This is a genomic window from Psychrosphaera haliotis, assembly GCF_009728465.1.
Taxonomy (GTDB): domain Bacteria; phylum Pseudomonadota; class Gammaproteobacteria; order Enterobacterales; family Alteromonadaceae; genus Psychrosphaera; species Psychrosphaera haliotis.
On record NZ_WOCD01000003.1, the window covers coordinates 632259 to 650366 of the forward strand.

The 18108-nt window shown below is 39.8% G+C and carries 15 protein-coding genes and 1 pseudogene; 4 read left to right on the forward strand and 12 right to left on the reverse strand.

The features are described 5' to 3' along the window. Positions 1–5: 5 nt before the first annotated feature. From GNP35_RS07735 to nudF, 10 genes and pseudogenes are all read right to left on the reverse strand, one after another. A pseudogene (locus GNP35_RS07735) lies at positions 6–1320 on the reverse strand (ABC transporter permease). A gap of 1 nt (position 1321) precedes the next feature. Continuing rightward, positions 1322–2053: an ABC transporter ATP-binding protein gene (locus tag GNP35_RS07740; RefSeq protein ID WP_155695565.1), complete on the reverse strand. Its 732-nt coding sequence runs from the start codon at positions 2051–2053 to the stop codon at positions 1322–1324. A gap of 76 nt (positions 2054–2129) precedes the next feature. After that, complete coding sequence (locus GNP35_RS07745; RefSeq protein WP_155695566.1) at positions 2130–3386, reverse strand: efflux RND transporter periplasmic adaptor subunit; 1257 nt, start codon at positions 3384–3386, stop codon at positions 2130–2132. A 434-nt stretch (positions 3387–3820) separates the two neighbouring features. Next, positions 3821–6133 (reverse strand): DNA topoisomerase IV subunit A, encoded by a 2313-nt coding sequence (gene parC, locus GNP35_RS07750; RefSeq protein ID WP_155695567.1) that lies wholly within the window; start codon positions 6131–6133, stop codon positions 3821–3823. A gap of 25 nt (positions 6134–6158) precedes the next feature. Beyond that, a complete protein-coding gene (locus GNP35_RS07755; RefSeq protein WP_155695568.1) occupies positions 6159–7874 on the reverse strand; it encodes a hypothetical protein in 1716 nt (571 codons plus the stop codon). A gap of 137 nt (positions 7875–8011) precedes the next feature. Then, positions 8012–8305 carry a hypothetical protein gene (locus tag GNP35_RS07760; protein ID WP_155695569.1) on the reverse strand — a complete coding sequence of 98 codons (294 nt, stop codon included), beginning with the start codon at positions 8303–8305 and terminating at the stop codon, positions 8012–8014. Positions 8306–8324: 19 nt separating this feature from the next. After that, complete coding sequence (gene parE / locus GNP35_RS07765; protein WP_155695570.1) at positions 8325–10214, reverse strand: DNA topoisomerase IV subunit B; 1890 nt, start codon at positions 10212–10214, stop codon at positions 8325–8327. 59 nt (positions 10215–10273) lie between these two features. Next, complete coding sequence (locus tag GNP35_RS07770; RefSeq protein ID WP_155695571.1) at positions 10274–10855, reverse strand: YqiA/YcfP family alpha/beta fold hydrolase; 582 nt, start codon at positions 10853–10855, stop codon at positions 10274–10276. Continuing rightward, positions 10855–11319, reverse strand: coding sequence for a DUF1249 domain-containing protein (locus GNP35_RS07775; RefSeq protein WP_196492458.1), 465 nt, complete (start codon positions 11317–11319; stop codon positions 10855–10857). The genes GNP35_RS07770 and GNP35_RS07775 overlap by 1 nt, the downstream gene beginning before the upstream one ends. A 6-nt stretch (positions 11320–11325) precedes the next feature. Beyond that, positions 11326–11961, reverse strand: coding sequence for an ADP-ribose diphosphatase (gene nudF / locus GNP35_RS07780; protein WP_155695573.1), 636 nt, complete (start codon positions 11959–11961; stop codon positions 11326–11328). A 202-nt stretch (positions 11962–12163) separates the two neighbouring features. On the opposite strand from nudF, the gene GNP35_RS07785 reads away from it, so the two are divergent. From GNP35_RS07785 to GNP35_RS07800, 4 genes are all read left to right on the forward strand, one after another. Beyond that, entirely contained in the window at positions 12164–13453 is a 1290-nt protein-coding gene (locus tag GNP35_RS07785) for a TolC family outer membrane protein (protein ID WP_155695574.1), read from the forward strand. A gap of 189 nt (positions 13454–13642) precedes the next feature. Then, positions 13643–14593: an LpxL/LpxP family Kdo(2)-lipid IV(A) lauroyl/palmitoleoyl acyltransferase gene (lpxL, locus tag GNP35_RS07790; protein ID WP_155695575.1), complete on the forward strand. Its 951-nt coding sequence runs from the start codon at positions 13643–13645 to the stop codon at positions 14591–14593. Between the two features lie 10 nt (positions 14594–14603). Then, positions 14604–15206, forward strand: coding sequence for a TcpQ domain-containing protein (locus tag GNP35_RS07795; RefSeq protein WP_196492459.1), 603 nt, complete (start codon positions 14604–14606; stop codon positions 15204–15206). Positions 15207–15247: 41 nt separating this feature from the next. After that, the gene (locus GNP35_RS07800) at positions 15248–16885 is read left to right on the forward strand and encodes a vWA domain-containing protein (protein ID WP_155695577.1); all 1638 of its coding nucleotides are present in this window, start codon (positions 15248–15250) and stop codon (positions 16883–16885) included. On the opposite strand, the gene GNP35_RS07805 is transcribed toward GNP35_RS07800, so the two are convergent. Together GNP35_RS07805 and GNP35_RS07810 are read right to left on the reverse strand one after the other, a co-directional pair. Then, positions 16871–17593 (reverse strand): NRDE family protein, encoded by a 723-nt coding sequence (locus tag GNP35_RS07805; protein WP_196492460.1) that lies wholly within the window; start codon positions 17591–17593, stop codon positions 16871–16873. The genes GNP35_RS07800 and GNP35_RS07805 overlap by 15 nt on opposite strands. Then, positions 17571–18083, reverse strand: coding sequence for a hypothetical protein (locus GNP35_RS07810; RefSeq protein ID WP_155695579.1), 513 nt, complete (start codon positions 18081–18083; stop codon positions 17571–17573). The genes GNP35_RS07805 and GNP35_RS07810 overlap by 23 nt, the downstream gene beginning before the upstream one ends. Between the last annotated feature and the right edge of the window lie 25 nt (positions 18084–18108).

The window sequence follows — 18108 nt, forward strand, 5'->3', positions numbered from 1 at the left end:
AGCTCCTATTGCGTTTTTAAGTAAATAGCTGGTTGGGTTTTACAAACAAGCCATGCTGGGTACATTCCGGCGATGATACAGGCGCCAATTGCTATTGCAGGGGCTGTTAAAATCATCGTGAGATCCATGCCTGCTAGTTCTGCATATTGCTGGCTCGTTACACGCACTCCCCATAGGCCAAATTGCGCGATGCCAATACCAATCAATCCGCCTAATAAACCAAGTACTGACACCTCAACTAGATGCTGAAAAAATATCTGACGTTTGCTGGCACCTAATGCTCTTCGCACACCAATCTCTGGCGCTCTACGAATAAACTTACCAAGCAACAGTCCCAATATATTGGCTAAACACACGGCTAAAAACATAAAACTAAGTCCAACCAATATCTTGTTGTCCTCGGATACTACATTGTTGTATTCCATCCACTCATTCACGTCTTGTAAATTGAACTGAGGCACTTCGCGTGTATAACGACCTTTGGTTTCCTTGCTCTGTTAAATAAGCAAACAAAAAGTCATGGTACTTTTGAACCGCTTTATCTGTTGGTAGCTCTGCCCAAAACTGCACCCAAAACATTTCAGACTGTAGCTGCCCTTCAAACGTTGTCACGCCCTCATGTTTCCAACCATTTGTATTGCCTCGGGTAACGAGTTGCATTGGCTCCCATAATGTAATGGGAATAAACAGTGGCTCAGGTGCATTAAAGGAACCATTGTTTAAGTCGTAATATTTGATATGGATATCCCAATTTTTAGTAACCCCTACAACCGTAAAAATAGTGTCGTCTAGATACATTTGTTTACCAACAGAGTTTTGTCCACCAAACAACTTATCGTTAGTCTCTTCGTTTATAACAATCACTGACTCAGCTGCTTTTTCTTGCGCCAAAGTCCAAGACGAACCGTAAATAAATTCCAAATCGAACATGCTGAAAAAGTCTTTGCCTGCCGCTCGAGCACTTGATAATGAAGGTTTAACGTCTTGATTATTCATATGGACAGTAAACGCTGTACGAATGGACGCCGTTTTTCGAACCGGTGTTTCAGCGTTGTGCAGAAACATGGCGTCTTTGTATGTCAATTGATATGGCACGTCATCAGGTGTCCACCAGCTGTTACCATCATCAGTTGTATTAAGCTGCACTGCAAAAAGCTGATCACTTTTATGTGGGATAGGATCCATAGACATCATGTGATAAACCGACAAACTCGTCATCGTTATACCAATGCCAATTGCAATGGCCAGGATCATTAACGCCGATACTAACGGTGTCCGCTTCAAACTGCGCCAGCTTAGGTCTATATAATGAAGAAACATATTACACCTCTGCTATCGACTGTTCGACTCGCGCTGATACCGAGTCTGAAGACTTATTTTGATACAAGGTAAAGTCAGCTAACTGACCATCAACGACCTGAATATTGCGAGGCGCTCGACGGGCTAGCTCCTGGTCATGAGTCACCATAATGATGGTGGAACCTTCCGTGTTTATATTTTCTAGTAACTCCATGACTTGACGTGCCATAAGGCTATCTAAGTTACCCGTTGGTTCATCCGCCAATAAAAAGCGTGGTTTGCCCGCTAAAGCTCTAGCAATTGCAACTCGCTGTTGCTGACCACCAGATAATTGTTGAGGTAAATGTTTGGCTCTGCTGGCTAACCCAACTTTTTCTAAACACTCTTCAATTCGAAGCTTACGCTCTGCAGCTTTTATGCCTCGATAACGCAAAGGCACTTCAATATTTTCATATAAATTTAGATCCGGGATCAGGTTAAACCCCTGAAAAATGAATCCAATTTTTTGGTTTCTTAGATCCGCACGCTCGTTATCGCTTAATGTACCAACGTTTACATCATCAAGCATAAACTCACCACTAGAAAACGGCTCCAACATGCCAGCAATATTCAAAAACGTTGTTTTACCTGAGCCTGACGGACCTGTGACTGCTATAAACTCGCCTTCCTTTACTTCTAGATTAAAGTCACGAAGTGCGTGGGTTTGTACCTTTTCCGTTTGGTATACTTTACTAATATTTTTCATGCTTAACATTGTTGTATTCCTTTCTATGTTTAACTGGTTTGCTTCACAAGTTTCGTATTTAATAAATTGATAACTCGTGCTTTTCTTAATTTAGTAAGAACGCATCCGCTTTACTGTATTCATCATAATTCGAGATAATAATTTCATCGCCGGCTGTTAATCCTGACAGTATTTCTACTTCTCGCATGCTTATCGCACCAAGTTGGATATCTACTTTTGTGGCAATGCCGCCTTCAACCTTAAATGCGTAAAACCCACCTGACTGCATAAAACTGCCACGGCGAACTTTCATTACATTTTTTTTGCTTTCTAAAAGTACTCTTGCAGAGACTTGCTGGTTTTGGCGAATGCCATTAAGTTGTTGTTGATCAAACCGAACTCGAGCGGTAACTTGACGGTTTTTAACTTCAGGGGAAATTGCAGACAATTTGCCTAAAAAGGTTGTACCCGCAATATTAATTTCAGCTTGCATACCAATACCAAGATCATTGGCATAACTTTCTGCAACGTTTAGTTCAACCTCGTAAGCGCTTAAATCGACAAGCGTCATTAGCGCGTCATTCTTTTTGACTAGAGCTCGTTGTTGAACAATTAAATTACCGACTACGCCTTTTACTGTCGCGAGTATGTTTAGGTCATTAATTTTACGTTTCAACTCTTCTAACACCAATGCTTGACGTGACACGGTACTTTTGGCACTGGCTAACTCAAACGCTAAACGCTCCTTAGCAATACTTACTTCCTCTTTGGCGTGTCTTTGAGTCAATTCAGCCCTTGCTAAATCATCAACCGCTTTTTCAAAATCAATTTGGCTAATTAAATTACTCTTCATAGACGCATGTGCGCGACGATTTTCTCGTTGAGCGGCTTCTAAATCTACCTGAGCAATATCCAACAGTTTTGTTAATTGTAATGTTTGACTACGAGCATCTAACTCCTGACGAGCTAGCTCACCTTTGAGGCGTTCCATTTCTGAAGTTTCTTGTTTCAATTGGTTTGCAAGCTCAGGGCTATCTACCGTAGCAACAACTTGGCCTAGGCTTACTTCGTCACCAGCTTTTACCTTGAGTGAAACAAAACCCTGCTCTGGACTGTAAATTTGAGGCGCATTAGCAGCGACAATACGGCCATTTGAAACGATATCACGCACTAAGTCGCCCATTTCAACTTGAGCAATTTGCATTGATGAACGCTCAAAAGAGTGACTGACCGAAGCGCCACTCACTAATGCTTTAACAACAAAAAAAATAAAGAGAAGTGAAACGAGAATAATACCCGCAATTTTTTTAATGTTTGGCTTAGACTCAACAGCGACATCTTGTGCGCTCGTATCCTTAATCATGTTTTCTGCTCCATGACACGAATGACCTCATTCATGCTCCGTTTTAGTATTTAATAACCATTTTTTGTAATCACTTGTTTATAATCTTTTTTGATAGTCTTTTTTGATAAAAATGTATTAATAATCAAGTATTAACAATCATGTTTTGATTAACGTAATGATTAGCTTATTAGCTAGTTGGTTAACTTGTAGCTTAATTAGTAGGTAAAGTATTGCGAGGAACATGCCAAAACATAACTTACTGTATTTAATAGTGAAAATGAATTCCCCAAGAAATGGAAGTGTCCGCGGACAGTATAAAGTGTCCGGCCGGACACTTTTAATGAGGTCGTTTAAAAGGGGTTAAAACAAAAAACCACAGAGTTTGCGCTCTGTGGTTTTAACATTCGACCTTCGTTTATCAACGACGAAGACTCTATTTTAAAGAAACAGTATTATGCCTCTGAGACGTTATCTATATCACCACCGTCAATCACCATATCGTCACTTCCGCTTTTAACTTCAACTTCGACATAATCAACCCGTTGAAGCCCTCGAGGAAGCTTGCTACCTCTGCGGCCACGCTCACCACGATAATGATCTACGTCTTTCGGTGTTAGCGTTAATTTGCGTTTACCAGCATGCAAAACAACATTCGCATTTTCCGGCACCACAACAATCTGGCTAACCACTTCTTCTCTGCTAGCGGCTCGAGCTGATGGTATGTTTATGATCTTGTTGCCTTTACCTTTAGCCAATACTGGTAAGTCTTTGAGCGGGAAGACTAACATTCGACCTTCGTTAGATATTACTAGGCAGTCGTCATTTTCAATATTTTGCGTGGTTTTTGGCTCTAGTAACTTAGCTCCAGTTGGTAGCCTTACTAATGCTTTACCGGCTTTTTGTCGAGTCATCATATCGTCAAACTTACAAACAAAACCATAACCAGAGTCTGAGGAAATTAGATACTGTTGGTCGCTTCCAGCCATTAGTGTGTATTCAAGTGTTTCACCCGCCACTATACTAAAACGTCCGCTAAGTGGTTCGCCTTGGCTTCTTGCCGATGGCAGTGAATGTGCGTCTGCGCTGAAGCTTCTGCCTGAACTATCAATAAAGACCACGGGCTGATTACTCTTACCTTTGGCTGACGACTTAAAGCCATCACCCGCTTTATAGCCTAGTTTCTCAGGCTCAACATCATGACCTTTGGCACAACGTCCCCAGCCTTTCTCTGATAAAACAACAGTAACTGATTCACTTGGTACTAGGTCTTTAGCTGAAATAGCCTTTGCTTCACTTCTTACTACAATTGGCGAACGTCTGTCGTCACCATAGGATTCAGCGTCGGCGGCGAGCTCTTTCTTAATTAAATTGTTTAATTTTGTATTTGAACCTAACAAGCTTTGTAATTGATCGCGTTCTTTCGCTAATTCAGCTTGTTCCGCTCTAATCTTAACTTCTTCAAGCTTGGCTAACTGACGTAACTTAATTTCAAGGATGGCTTCCGCTTGGGTATTTGATAAACCAAAGCGCTCCATCAATACTTGTTTAGGGTGCTCTTCCGTTCGAATAATATCGATGATTTCATCAATGTTTAAGAACGCAACTAATAGGCCTTCAAGTATGTGAAGTCGAGCTAATACTTTGTCTAGACGGTATTGTAAACGACGAGTGACAACGCCTCGGCGATACTCAATCCACTCCGTTAGAATTTGTTTCAAACCTTTTACTTTCGGTAAACCATCTAAACCAAGCATGTTTAGGTTTACTCGATAGCTTTTTTCCAAATCTGTTGATGCAAATAAGTGCTGCATAACTTGTTCAACATCAACTCGATTTGAGCGAGGAACAATAACAATTCTAGTTGGATTTTCGTGGTCAGATTCATCGCGCAAGTCCGTTACCATAGGTAACTTTTTAGCCTGCATTTGCGCTGCAATTTGCTCTAAAACTTTACCACCTGATACTTGATGCGGCAGTGCGTTAATAACAATGTCACCGCTTTCTTCAACAAACGTAGCGCGCATTTTTATGCTGCCTTTGCCTGTTTCATATATCTTTGCGATATCCGCACTTGGCGTGATAATTTCAGCTTCAGTTGGATAATCTGGGCCTTTAACGTATTCCATCAATTGTGGAAGTTCAGTCTTAGGCTCTTTAAGTAAGTGAATACACGCTTGCGCTACTTCTCTTATATTATGAGGCGGTATATCTGTGGCCATACCGACAGCAATACCGGTAATGCCATTTAGAAGTATATGAGGTAGTCGTGCTGGTAAGGTAACGGGCTCTTTCATTGTGCCGTCAAAGTTAGGTTGCCACTCAACAGTGCCTTGACCCAATTCAGACAGTAAAATTTCAGATACTTTTGATAAACGAGCTTCGGTATAACGCATGGCCGCAAATGATTTAGGATCATCTGCCGCACCCCAGTTACCTTGTCCGTCTACTAATGGGTAACGATAAGAGAATGGTTGCGCCATCAGCACCATTGCTTCATAACAAGCACTATCACCATGCGGATGATATTTACCTAATACGTCACCAACGGTTCTAGCGGACTTCTTATATTTAGCAGCAGCTGATAAACCTAACTCAGACATTGCATATATGATGCGACGTTGTACTGGTTTTAAACCATCACCGATATGCGGCAATGCGCGATCCATGATTACGTACATGGAATAATTTAAATAGGCATCCTCTGTAAAGCGTCTCAACGGTAATTGTTCAATACCGTCACTGCTGATGCTAATCGCCTCTGTCATTACCTGTACCTTCTCTGTCTTCTTATTATTTGGCTAAGTTAGATTCTAATTGGTTCAAAATAGTACGAAACTCTGTTGGTTCATTCACATCGCAAAGCTCGTACCTTGCCGATAATTTCGGTGTGGTGCTTTCTAACTCTCTTTCAATTCTTGTCACCAGTACTTGTGCCTGGTTTAGATTATAATTATTCGCTACCAACCAATACCTGTGGCCATTAATTGGCAGTATTTGATATTGTTTGTTTAAATTTTTTATTCTTTCCAATTTGTCACTAATGGCATCATCCGTCGCTTTAATGCCAAGCGATGCATTCAGTTCAGATACACCATTAAAGTCCATGGCAATGATAGTAAACACCTTTAACTTGTTAACTTCAGTTTGATTATGTTTTGGTACATTACTAGTGCTAGTTTGCACATTATTCATTTGGGCCATTAATTGTTCGATAGCTCGTTCTGCAACGGCTAAACTTAAATGCGCTAGAGGTTTGCGGCCACTTGCTTGTCTTCTAAGTACAGCATTGTAAATAAACAACACTAAGCCAAACACTAATAACAAGATTAACCAGCGTGTATTAGATAGCTTTTCTGTTAATAAAACCAAGGCATTGGACAAGTTAACATTCATTGCTTGATGCTCGTCTAGCACATTTTGTTGCTCTTCAAGTTGATTACGAACTTTAAAGTCGCGATATGCTTGAAGCTGTACCTGCATTCCTTCTTTTTTTCTATTTTCTAAATATTCTATAAGCCCTGTGGTTTTAGAAACTTGAGGCCAGTCTTTCATTAAAACCTCTGCGGTTCTTTGGGCTTTAAGTGCCTCTAATTTACCAACTCCAGTTTCAGAGGAGTAATTGTTAAACGCAGAAAGTTCGAGTTCTATCTTAGATAAGTACTTTAATGAGACATCTGGTAAGTCTTTTAATAACGCTATTTGAGCTTTAACAAAATACAGTTCATTCTGAGTTTTTAATTGCTCAGTCTTGTCTCGCCCTAGTGCATTAGTTAGACCTTTAACTTTATCTGCCGCCTTTACAAGCTGTTCCGCGTATTCTAATTTTTGCTGTATAATTTGATTTTTAATCAAAGCAATTAGGCTTTGTAATTGCAGGTATCGGTTTCGCACTTGCTGTGCACTTTTGTAAACAGACTCCAAGCGCTTATCAGCTTCTCTATATTTAAGAGACTGGCTATTTAATTGCGCCCATTCAATTTGGGTCTGCAATGACGACGACGCTAGTTTGTTATCTTGCAAATAGCTCACTAAACGTTTGAAGCTTTGCTCCGCTAGAAACAAATCATTTTGTTTAATAAGCAACTTTATATGTGCTTGTTTTGCCCAAACTATGAGTGGCATTAAGCCGCTTGAATTTGCTCTTTCAATTGCCGTATTAAGGCTACGGTTTGCTAGTTCGTAATCTTGTAGGGAAGCATAAAACGAAACCTTTTTTAAGCTCCAAAACACCCATAAATAATCAATATTGTCGGCTTTATCCGCCCACTCATCAAGAAGTGCTGTGGCGTTGTCAAAATGGGATAACGCTTCCTGATAATCCAGCATGCTAACGGCATTATCTATTTTGAGTTCATAAAAACGCAGTGTTAATTGCAACTGCTCTGGCTGTGCCAGTTTATCAATATCAGTGATAACTAAATTAAGCACTTGTTCAGACTGCGCAGGCTTTCCTGACAAATAAAGAGCGTGAGCTTTGATAAGACGTAAGTTAACTAACTGAGCCAATGTTAAAGTGTTATCTGTTATAAAGTACTCAACACCAGCTAATTGTTTTTTGGGAGTAACTGCATTTGGCGTTTGTACCGCACTTAAAAACTCACTTAAGGTTTTAAATTCACTTTGGAACCGGTTTTTTACTTTATCTATTTGCGCAACTTTAACAACGTCTTCCGTGTTTTTTTACGCTTACTAAACCAGTCATTATTTGTAGAGCTTATTTTATTAGGCGGAGCATCTGGCTGATTAGATGAAACGTCTGGCTTATTAGATGGGGCTTCCGTTGAGTTGGCTAATGAATTTGAACCATTATTAGCTACTGAACTCGAATAATTGCTAGCAAATGAAACGGTTGAGCAAAACACAGATACAAAAAAGCATGTCAGCGTAACGGCTAACCTCTGCTTTTCTCTATATCTGTTGTTTTGCCAGAACTTCATTATTTCTCCACGTACAAAACTAAACGGTTGCTTTGTTACCTTTGCTTTCCAACCATGATTTACGATCGCCCGCTCGTTTTTTCGCAAGTAGCATGTCGAGCATTTCCATCGTTGGCGCAATTTCATCAATCGTTAACTGCACTAATCGACGAGTGTTTGGATCCATAGTGGTTTCACGAAGTTGCAATGGGTTCATCTCACCTAGACCTTTAAAGCGCTGAACGTTTACTTTGCCTTTTTTCTTCTCGGCAACAATACGATCTAAGATCCCGTCTTTTTCGCCATCGTCCAAGGCATAAAAGACTTCTTTGCCTACATCAATTCGATAAAGTGGAGGCATAGCAACATAAACATGACCAGCTTCAACAAGCGTTTGATAATGACGAGTAAACAGTGCGCATAATAATGTAGCGATATGCAGACCATCACTATCGGCGTCGGCAAGGATACAAACTTTCCCATACCTTAACTGAGATAAATCTGACGAGTCAGGATCCATACCAATGGCTACAGAGATATCATGTACTTCTTGTGAACCAAGAACTTGTCCAGCTTCAACTTCCCACGTATTTAAAATCTTGCCTCGAAGCGGCATGATAGCTTGAAACTCACGATCTCTTGCTTGTTTTGCAGAACCACCAGCTGAGTCACCCTCAACTAAAAACAATTCTGTTCTGTCGTTTTCTTGGCTAGAACAGTCGGTTAATTTACCTGGCAGTGCTGGACCTTGAGTGACTTTTTTACGTATGACCTTTTTAGCAGCTCTTAATCGTTTTTGTGCATTGGAGATACACATATCCGCTAGTAGCTCAGCAATATCCGTATGCGTGTTTAACCACAAGCTAAAGGCATCTTTAACGATACCAGACACAAACGTCGCACACTGTCTTGAAGATAAACGTTCTTTAGTTTGACCAGCAAATTGCGGGTCTTGCATTTTAACCGACAATATATAGCTGCATCGTTCCCAAATATCTTCAGGCGTCAGCTTGATACCGCGAGGGACTAAATTTCGGAATTCACAAAACTCTCGCATAGCTTCTAACAGACCTTGTCTTAGTCCGTTTACATGAGTACCACCTTGGGCTGTAGGAATTAGGTTTACATAACTTTCGCCAATAGAATCACCACCTTCAGGTAACCAAGTAACCGCCCACTCAGCCGCTTCTAAATTACCGCTAAAAGAACCAACAAATGGGTCTTCCGGCAGCATAACAAAACCTTTTACTGCATCAACTAAGTAGTCTTTTAAACCATCTTGATAAAACCATTCGTGGGTTTCTTTAAGCTGTTTATTGTTAAACTTAATTTTTAAGCCAGGACATAAAACGGCTTTAGCTCTGAGGTTGTGGATCAAACGAGAGTTAGAGAATTTTGCGCTATCAAAATAAGAAGGGTCAGCCCAAAATCGTACTGTTGTACCAGTATTTCTGCGCCCTACTGTTCCTATAACTTCTAAGCTTTGAACCTTATCGCCATTTTCAAAAGCGATTTGATATTCTTGTGCATCGCGTCGAACACGAACTTCCATTCTAGTGGTCAGTGCATTTACAACTGATACACCTACGCCATGCAAACCACCTGAGAATTCGTAGTTGCTGTTAGAAAACTTACCACCAGCATGCAGCTTAGTAAGAATTAGCTCTACGCCTGGTATCCCTTCTTCAGGATGAATATCTACCGGCATTCCTCGGCCATCATCGGACACTTCCAAAGAATTGTCTTCGTGCAGCGTCACCACAATATGACTTGCATGTCCTGCCAAAGCTTCATCAACACTGTTGTCTATTACTTCTTGAGCAAGGTGATTTGGACGGGTTGTATCGGTATACATTCCAGGGCGACGACGTACCGGCTCTAAACCGTTTAGTACCTCTATCGCTTCTGCATTATAAGATTGATTAGTCATAGCGCTTATTATTCTAATTTTAGGTTCTAAATGAAAGGTTAACTAGGATTGAGTCAAACTTAAAGGAAAAAATCCACTATCTGCGGTAAGTATCGCTTAAAGCCAATAAAACTGTGATTGCCACCGGGTTCTAATGTCATTTTGGCCAACTGATAATGTTCAGCCGCTTGACGATAATCTAGAACCTCATCGCCCTCTTGCTGCAAACACCATACTTTACTTGAGTCATGTAAAGCTGGCTGATAAATAGCTTTTAATTCGTCCATATGATGCGGCTCTAATAAGTACTCTTCACCTGTGATAGGTTGAACTTGCTTACCTACGTAATCCTCCAGCAGTTCAAATGGCTTAACAGCAGGATTTATCACAACCGCAGGGACGTTATATTTATTATGTATATAAGTACTTATAAAACCGCCTAAGCTGCTACCCACAATGCCAATGAGCTCAGAGTCATTTGCTTGTCTAATTGACTCAACCAGCGTTTCCACTTCACTAATTGCTTGTTGGGGGTGCACATGTAACTGAGGCGTATACACCTTTATATCAGGGTGATGCAGTTTCATAAATTGATTAAATTGAACGGCTTTTTCAGACAAAGGAGATGAATGAAATCCGTGTAGATATATAATACTGGCCATTAACTTGATGCTGAATTTTTTAAAAGACGGTCATCTATTTTATCAGGTTGATGGTCTATTGCTAAGTTTAACCAGTCTTTTAACAAGGCATTTATCTGCGTTTTTTCATCTTTATGATGAAGTTTATCATTTGGGTATGGATTGTTTGGGCGAATACGATCTTGTTGCTGGTATTTAGTAACTTCAACCATTTGTGCATCATGATAAAGCCTAAACTCAATATCCATTTGACCCACCAATGTACTTAACGTACTTCTTTGTTGAAGCGTAAACTGTTCTGTATATGGTGAAATATCAGACACTGATAATTCAAAATAAAGCCCCTGACCTAGCTCAATGTGCCATTGCTGCCCTTTAGCATACTCCAACGGCAAAAGCCTTAATAATAAGGCATAGTTGCGACTACAAATAGTTTGCAAACGCTTAAGGTCAACAACGTACTTTTCTTTTTTTACAGTATTCATATTCATCTAGTATTTTGCAGGCTCTGCATCTATTTTCTGTTTATTAAGCCTCAACCATTGTAGGCTAATAACTGTCGCTGCGTTATCTATTACACCCGAGTCTAATAATTCAAATGCATGCTCAACATCTAATACGTGAACTTTGATATCTTCGTTTTCATCTTCTAAACCGTGTACGCCACCAACGCCGTTTGAATCAACAATGCCCATGTACAAATAAAGTCGTTCACTGGTTCCGCCTGGGCTAGACAAGTAGCTGAGCATTGGCGTTAGTGTATTTATATTTAAATCCGCTTCTTCAAATGCTTCCCTTTTGGCGACATCCTCTAAGTCTTCATTTTCTTTATCTACCATGCCGGCAATGACTTCTAATAACCAAGGAGATTCTTTTGATGCCAGAGCGCCAATTCTGATTTGCTCAATAAGCACAACTTTTTGTTCAAAAGGATCGTAAGGTAGCACCCCTACAGCATCACCTCGTTCAAATATTTCACGGTCAACCCAATTGCTTTGGCCACCATTAAACAGGTTATGTCTGAACGTAAATTTGTTTATTTTGAAAAAGCCGCTAAATACTTTATCTACAGACTTGATTTCAATATTTTTGCTATCAAATAGAGGTGTATATTTATCGTTCGCCATTCGTTAATTCCTGCTCAACCTGTTAAGTTGGGAGTTTAACATAAATAACGGTTTCAGCTTATTTACAATTCAATATTCTGTTACATTTGCAGTATATTAATTTACATTAAAAACATTACGCAAAACAACGAGAAAGGCTACAATATAGCCAACTATCGCTAAACGCTAAAATTGGTATAAAATTTTCGGTTAAGGAACCAGTATGAGAAAGTCTTTTATAACAGCATCTATCGCGCTATTTTTCGCCAGCGTCTCTATGCAAACTCAAGCGACAAACTTATTAGATGCTTACAAGGATGCGGTACAAAACGACCCACAAACTTTAAAAGCAAAAGCGAGCTACGAAGCAACATTGCAAACTGAAGAACAAGCGTTTGCTCGTTTACTACCTAATATTTCTTTCTCTGCTGGGTACTCATTAGGCAACAGTGAAGCGGTAAGCTCTACTACTAATGAAGTTTATGATTATGACTCAAGTAATCTAAATTATGGACTTACCCTAACTCAAACTATTTTCCAAATGGGTGACTGGTACAATTTGGACGCTGCTGAAAAGCGTGCGTTACAAGCACAAACAAGTTTAAACCTTGCTCAACAAACTTTGATTCAACGTGTTGCACAAAGTTACTTCAACGTTTTAAAAGCGCAGGACAATCTAGAGTTCTCTCAAGCTGAGAAAAAAGCCATTGAGCGCCAACTTGAACAAACTAAAGAACGTTTTAAAGTCGGTTTAACGGCTATTACTGATGTACACGAAGCTCAAGCTAATTATGACAATGCTGTTGCTACAGAGATTCGCAGCAAAAGCAATGTAGAAATTTCAAAAGAAGCTTTACGTGAAATCACGGGCAAGTTTTACAATAACTTTAACCCGTTAAATACAGAGCGTTTTGAAGCTTCTTTACCGGTACCTAACGATGTTCAACAATGGGTTACTAAAGCGGAACAAAACAACTTAGAACTTAAAGGCAAAGAGTTAGTTGTTGAAGCGGCTAAGTTTGATATCAAACGCGCTGACGCTGGTCACTACCCTACGCTAAATTTAACAGCTTCAGTTAGCACCAACGATGCTGGTAAAGACATTGATGGCCCTGCATTAAACTCTTCATCAATTGGCCTAACGTTGAACGTGCCAATTTATAGCGGTGGTGGTACAACAGCAGCAGTGAAACAGGCTCAAGCAAACTATGTATTTGCTAGCGAAGATCGTGAAGCTGCCTATAGAGCCGCCGTACGTAGTGTAAGAACATCATTTGCTGATGTTTCTTCATTAGTGTCTACGCTTAAAGCATTAAACCAATCAGTTGTATCCGCTGAGAGCGCATTACAGGCAACACAAGCTGGTTTTGATGTTGGTACTCGTACTATTGTTGACGTACTTAACAGCACAAGAAACCTTTATAATGCAAAACGTAACTTAGCCACAAGTCGCTATGATTATATTTTAGCAATGCTTACTCTTAGACAAGCATCTGGCGAAACTAAATGGTAAAGACTTAGCCGCTGTAAATAGCGGCCTTAAATAAAAACATTTAGCAAAGATAACTAGTTAATATATAAACGGAGCCTTTGCTCCGTTTTTTTATGTCCAACTGAAATGACCAGAAAGGGATATCAATAAGCACTTACTATACGTTAGAATAGAAAGCAGATAATTTGTTCCCTATCGTGAGACTCCGTTTTGAGTAAACCTGAATCAAAAAACAACTTTGTTGCACCTACCTTTTCTTGGCGTTTTTTCCATCCAAAGTTTTGGCTTACCTGGCTTTTAGTTATAACTCTTTATTCGCTTAGCTGGTTACCTTATAAATTACAGCTTGCTATGGGCCGAGGTATTGGCCGGTTATTGATGTCCGCAATGAAAAAAAGAAAGCGCATTGCGACAAAAAACATACAACTGTGTTTCCCTGATATGCCTCAAAAAGATGTCGAACAGTTAGTAAAAGTTAACTTTGAAAATGCAGGTATCGCACTATTTGAAAGTGGTATCTCTTGGTGGTGGCCAACTTGGCGCGCAAAACCTATTTGTAATGTAAAAGGGACTGAGCATATTGATGGAGCGTTAAAACAAGGCAAAGGTATTTTTTTACTGTTTTTCCATATTCTACCGTTAGAAATGATGGGCCGTGTACTTGGAGAAAACGGCTACCCTTGTGTAGGTTTTTATCGACCGCACAATAATAAACTATTGGAGTGGGTACAATACAGAGGCCGCTGTCGTTCAAATCGTTATATGATTGGAAAAAAAGACGTTAAAGGTTTACTAAAAGCTTTATCAAACGGTGAAATAACGGTTTATTTACCGGATCATGACTATGGTCCAAAACGCAGTGTATTCGCACCATTTTTTGCGGTAGATAAAGCAGCCACCACAACTGGCACCGAAATTTTTGCAAGTCACAAAAACGCCGCGACTATCCCAACAAAGTTAAAAAGATTACCAGATAATTCTGGTTATGAGATTGAATTTCTGCCTCCTTTAAGTGATTATCCTAGTAAGGACTCACTTGAAAATGCACAGCAAATAAATAAGTGGGTAGAACAAGCAGTATTAGATAATATGGAACAGTACATGTGGGTTCACCGCAGGTTTAAAACAAGACCTACAGATGATCCGGACTCGTTATACTAAAGAGGGATTTATGAGCAAAAATAATAAAAGCACACAAAAGAAAGAATCTGGCAAAATCGGTAAAATTGTTGCGCCAATTATTTTTATTCTACTTATTGTCGGCTTTGTTTACTGGGGCAGTGACGAAAGCAATAAGACAAGCGAAAACCCAGTAGCAAAAGGTGTTGCTAAGTTTTATGCCGAAGTGCGACAGGCTATGAAACCTGGAGCCGAAAGACTAAACGATTACACCATTAAGTTGCCTGAACCTGAACAAACAATGGGACAACAACTCGAATCACTTGACGGCACAGTAGAGCCCGCTGAAGACTTTTGGCAAGGTCCTAAGAAAAAACGTTCATTTAAACAAAATGATACTCTTAAAACGGCATTAGAAAGTTACTCTTCTGCTGAAGGTATTGAGTTAATTTGGGATCTAAAATATGACTACATCGTTAAAGAACACTTTACCGAAAGTAGTGATCTCAAAACCTTATTAAATAAAATATCCACCGTTGTTACCAGTGACTATAGCGGCCAAGTACAAACCTACTTTTGTAAAGATGCTAACGCTATTGTTATCACTGACAAAACTGACGACTACATCTCAAAAAACTGCATCTCCACTCGTTAAAGAATTTAGACCGTTAAAGTTTCGGTATTAAGGAAAAATATATGTTCTCAAAAGGCGCTAAATCGCACTTCGCGCTAGCTGTTGTATTAATGGCTTCACTACTTCAGGCATGCTCAGGCGGTGGCTCTAGCGATTCCGCAGAGGTAGACCCTAATACGGTGTCGATAGGTGGTACTATTGAAGGATTAGCAGGAAAAATAACTGTTAGCATCAACGACAATGAAGAGGCTCTTGATACTAATGGAAATTTCACCTTCAGCACTAGAGTTACGATACAAGAAGACTTTGTTATCCGGCTTGTTAATGCTCCGACAGGGTTGGTTTGCAGCATCGAGAACAGTACTGGTACAGCAACCGCTAACATTTCAAATGTCGCTATCAGTTGTTCGGGACTTGAAGCCCGCGCGTATAGTTTAAATAACCTCGGCTTTTCAGAAGAACCACCGTCAGTATTGACTTTTGCTTTCCATTTGGTAAACCGGATTACCGGTAAAGCCATTGAAAATTTAACAACTGATAATGTAACTGACTATTTAATTGTTACTGAAAATCAGCTACCAATATCTAAAACTGAGTCATTTTTAGAAGTTGATCCACTTGTGGGTCTAAATGCAACGTACACAACGGTTTTTGCAATCGACATTAGTGCATCACTTACGCAAGCAAACCTTGCACAGGTTGTCTCTAGTATTAAGAGCAGTGTTACTGACGCGAATGGCAATTCGTTACTTGAAGCGAATCAACGGATTTCAATTTTTACATTTGATAGCACAATTGAACATGTTCTTGAACCGTCACAAGACATCCAAAGCATCTTTGATGCACTAGATAATATCGAAGTTGGTGGAAATAGTACGAATCTATTTGGTGCCATTAAACAAAGCGCTGACAGTTGGACTAATGAAGTGTCCTCAGATTTAATCAGTTATGGTAGCTTGATCTTATTCACCGACGGTAATGACAACTCGGAGCTAGTATCAAAAGATGAAGCCTTAAGCTCAGTCGCCAGCAAAGATGTGTACTTTATCGTGTTAGGCAACGAGTCAAATACTGAAACGTTGGCTGAGTTTACTCCTGAATCCAATATCTTTTCTATAGAAAACTTTAACCAATTAAATACCGTATTGAACTCAGCATTAGATTTCGCAAAAAGTTATGAGAATGGTTTATATATTCTTAGTTACGCTACGCCTAAAAGAGCTGGCAACCATCTTTTGAGCATTGCGCCAAATGATGACTTTGATTGTAATACCAGTGTTAATGATGCCGAAACTCAGCAAATGTCTGATACGGGTTTAATTAGCGACTGTACTGACAGCGTAAGCCATAACTTCGATGCAAGCGGCTACACTGACATTGCACCACAGTTAGAACTAAGTGGTGTTAAAACAACAATATCAACATCAACGGACTGGCAAGCTCGTGTTCGATGGACAAATTCAGACATTGACTTAAAGTGGCAAATTGAAAGTTGCAAAGGCAATATTTCATATACTTTGAGTGATGACAAAAAAATCGCAACGTTTGAAAGGCAAGTAGATGAGTTTAGTATGGTGTATATCAAAGTGACTGACGCAAACTCTGCGATTAGTGAAGAAGGTTACCTACAAATGTCTAGTACTGAAGGCGACTTCAAATTAGTTAAAAATCAACGTAATAGTGATTTATGTAATCGTTAGGGATTTAAAAATAGGTTGGGCTAGGTTAGCTTCACATGGTTGACCTGGCCAATATTTGAATTCAATATTCTTCTGGTTTATCTCAATAACGGTCATGGATTGGCTGCAAGCTTCAGCTCTGTGCATGCAAAAACTATAAGCTCTATCACCATCAACTTCTGGCTCATGAGCACGGTGCAGTTTAATAATATCATCAACAAAACTTATCTTCTGGCTCTTGGCGAATTCAGATCGCAACGTTTTTATTTTCTCTACCTCGGGGTGTCCTGAAGAGTATAGTTGCTCAGGGAGCGTCTCCTTCTGTAGGAGTTTGTCGCCATTAAAGTGCCACAAAAATTGGTCATTTAAGCTAATGACACATAAATAAAAAGGCTGGCTTTGGTGGTAAGGCCAAGTATTAATAATATCCTCAGCGTCAGCTAATGTAGCGCATTCTGCAAGTTTTTGAATTAATGCACCTCGAGATACTAACTTATCACTCATTGGCTTCATATTGCCCTGGTAATCATTTAGCAGGCAAAATACCATTCCTTTATTATTGGCCGATATCCAACTTCCTTTGCCAACCGGGTCTACGGGCATTAAATACTCTACCCCAGCTTTCGAAAAACGTTGTGGTGGTAAAGCTTTTGCCCTTAATACAGATTCGTCTCGTGTGAAAACAAGACCAATACTACCGCCGAATTTACGCCAATTTAGACTGCACATTACTCTCAAACACTCTTGTTGATGCCGCTTTACCAAACGAATCATCGATTGATAATCCAATTGAAGTAGACAATAGCTTAATAATAGCCATGTGGTGCGTGGTGTGGCTGTACAAAAATAATAACTCACGTGCTAGTGAACTGTTCACTTCAGAGGGCGATATAGCAGGGTTTGTTGTGCATAAAACAACAACGTTTTTGTCGGCTTGTATGCCACATAATATTTGTATAACAGACTTTATTTGACCTGTTGCTGCTGACCTAGACGATTGAACAGTTTGATCTCGTTTTCGATCGTCGTAATCTATGAGCGAATTTGTGGTAAGAACAGATTGATAATGTTCGATAATGTGCCGCACGTGCGCGCCCATTGAAGAGCCGTGGTTAGTTGGGACATTCTGATATTGAATAGAATCTAACGACGTTAAAAAGGTAAGTAACTGATTTAAAACTTGTACATTGTCTTCACTGATTTGCTGTATCGAATCCATAGGCATCCATAATTGGGTTTTACTG

Bases quoted from the DNA above. Each gene is read 5' to 3' on its own strand.
- GNP35_RS07740 (WP_155695565.1), bottom strand. From the start codon at position 2,053: ATGTTAAGCATGAAAAATATTAGTAAAGTATACCAAACGGAAAAGGTA.
- GNP35_RS07745 (WP_155695566.1), bottom strand. From the start codon at position 3,386: ATGATTAAGGATACGAGCGCACAAGATGTCGCTGTTGAGTCTAAGCCA.
- parC (WP_155695567.1), bottom strand. From the start codon at position 6,133: ATGACAGAGGCGATTAGCATCAGCAGTGACGGTATTGAACAATTACCG.
- GNP35_RS07760 (WP_155695569.1), bottom strand. From the start codon at position 8,305: ATGAAGTTCTGGCAAAACAACAGATATAGAGAAAAGCAGAGGTTAGCC.
- parE (WP_155695570.1), bottom strand. From the start codon at position 10,214: ATGACTAATCAATCTTATAATGCAGAAGCGATAGAGGTACTAAACGGT.
- GNP35_RS07770 (WP_155695571.1), bottom strand. From the start codon at position 10,855: ATGGCCAGTATTATATATCTACACGGATTTCATTCATCTCCTTTGTCT.
- GNP35_RS07775 (WP_196492458.1), bottom strand. From the start codon at position 11,319: ATGAATACTGTAAAAAAAGAAAAGTACGTTGTTGACCTTAAGCGTTTG.
- nudF (WP_155695573.1), bottom strand. From the start codon at position 11,961: ATGGCGAACGATAAATATACACCTCTATTTGATAGCAAAAATATTGAA.
- GNP35_RS07785 (WP_155695574.1), top strand. From the start codon at position 12,164: ATGAGAAAGTCTTTTATAACAGCATCTATCGCGCTATTTTTCGCCAGC.
- GNP35_RS07795 (WP_196492459.1), top strand. From the start codon at position 14,604: ATGAGCAAAAATAATAAAAGCACACAAAAGAAAGAATCTGGCAAAATC.
- GNP35_RS07800 (WP_155695577.1), top strand. From the start codon at position 15,248: ATGTTCTCAAAAGGCGCTAAATCGCACTTCGCGCTAGCTGTTGTATTA.
- GNP35_RS07805 (WP_196492460.1), bottom strand. From the start codon at position 17,593: ATGTGCAGTCTAAATTGGCGTAAATTCGGCGGTAGTATTGGTCTTGTT.
- GNP35_RS07810 (WP_155695579.1), bottom strand. From the start codon at position 18,083: ATGGATTCGATACAGCAAATCAGTGAAGACAATGTACAAGTTTTAAAT.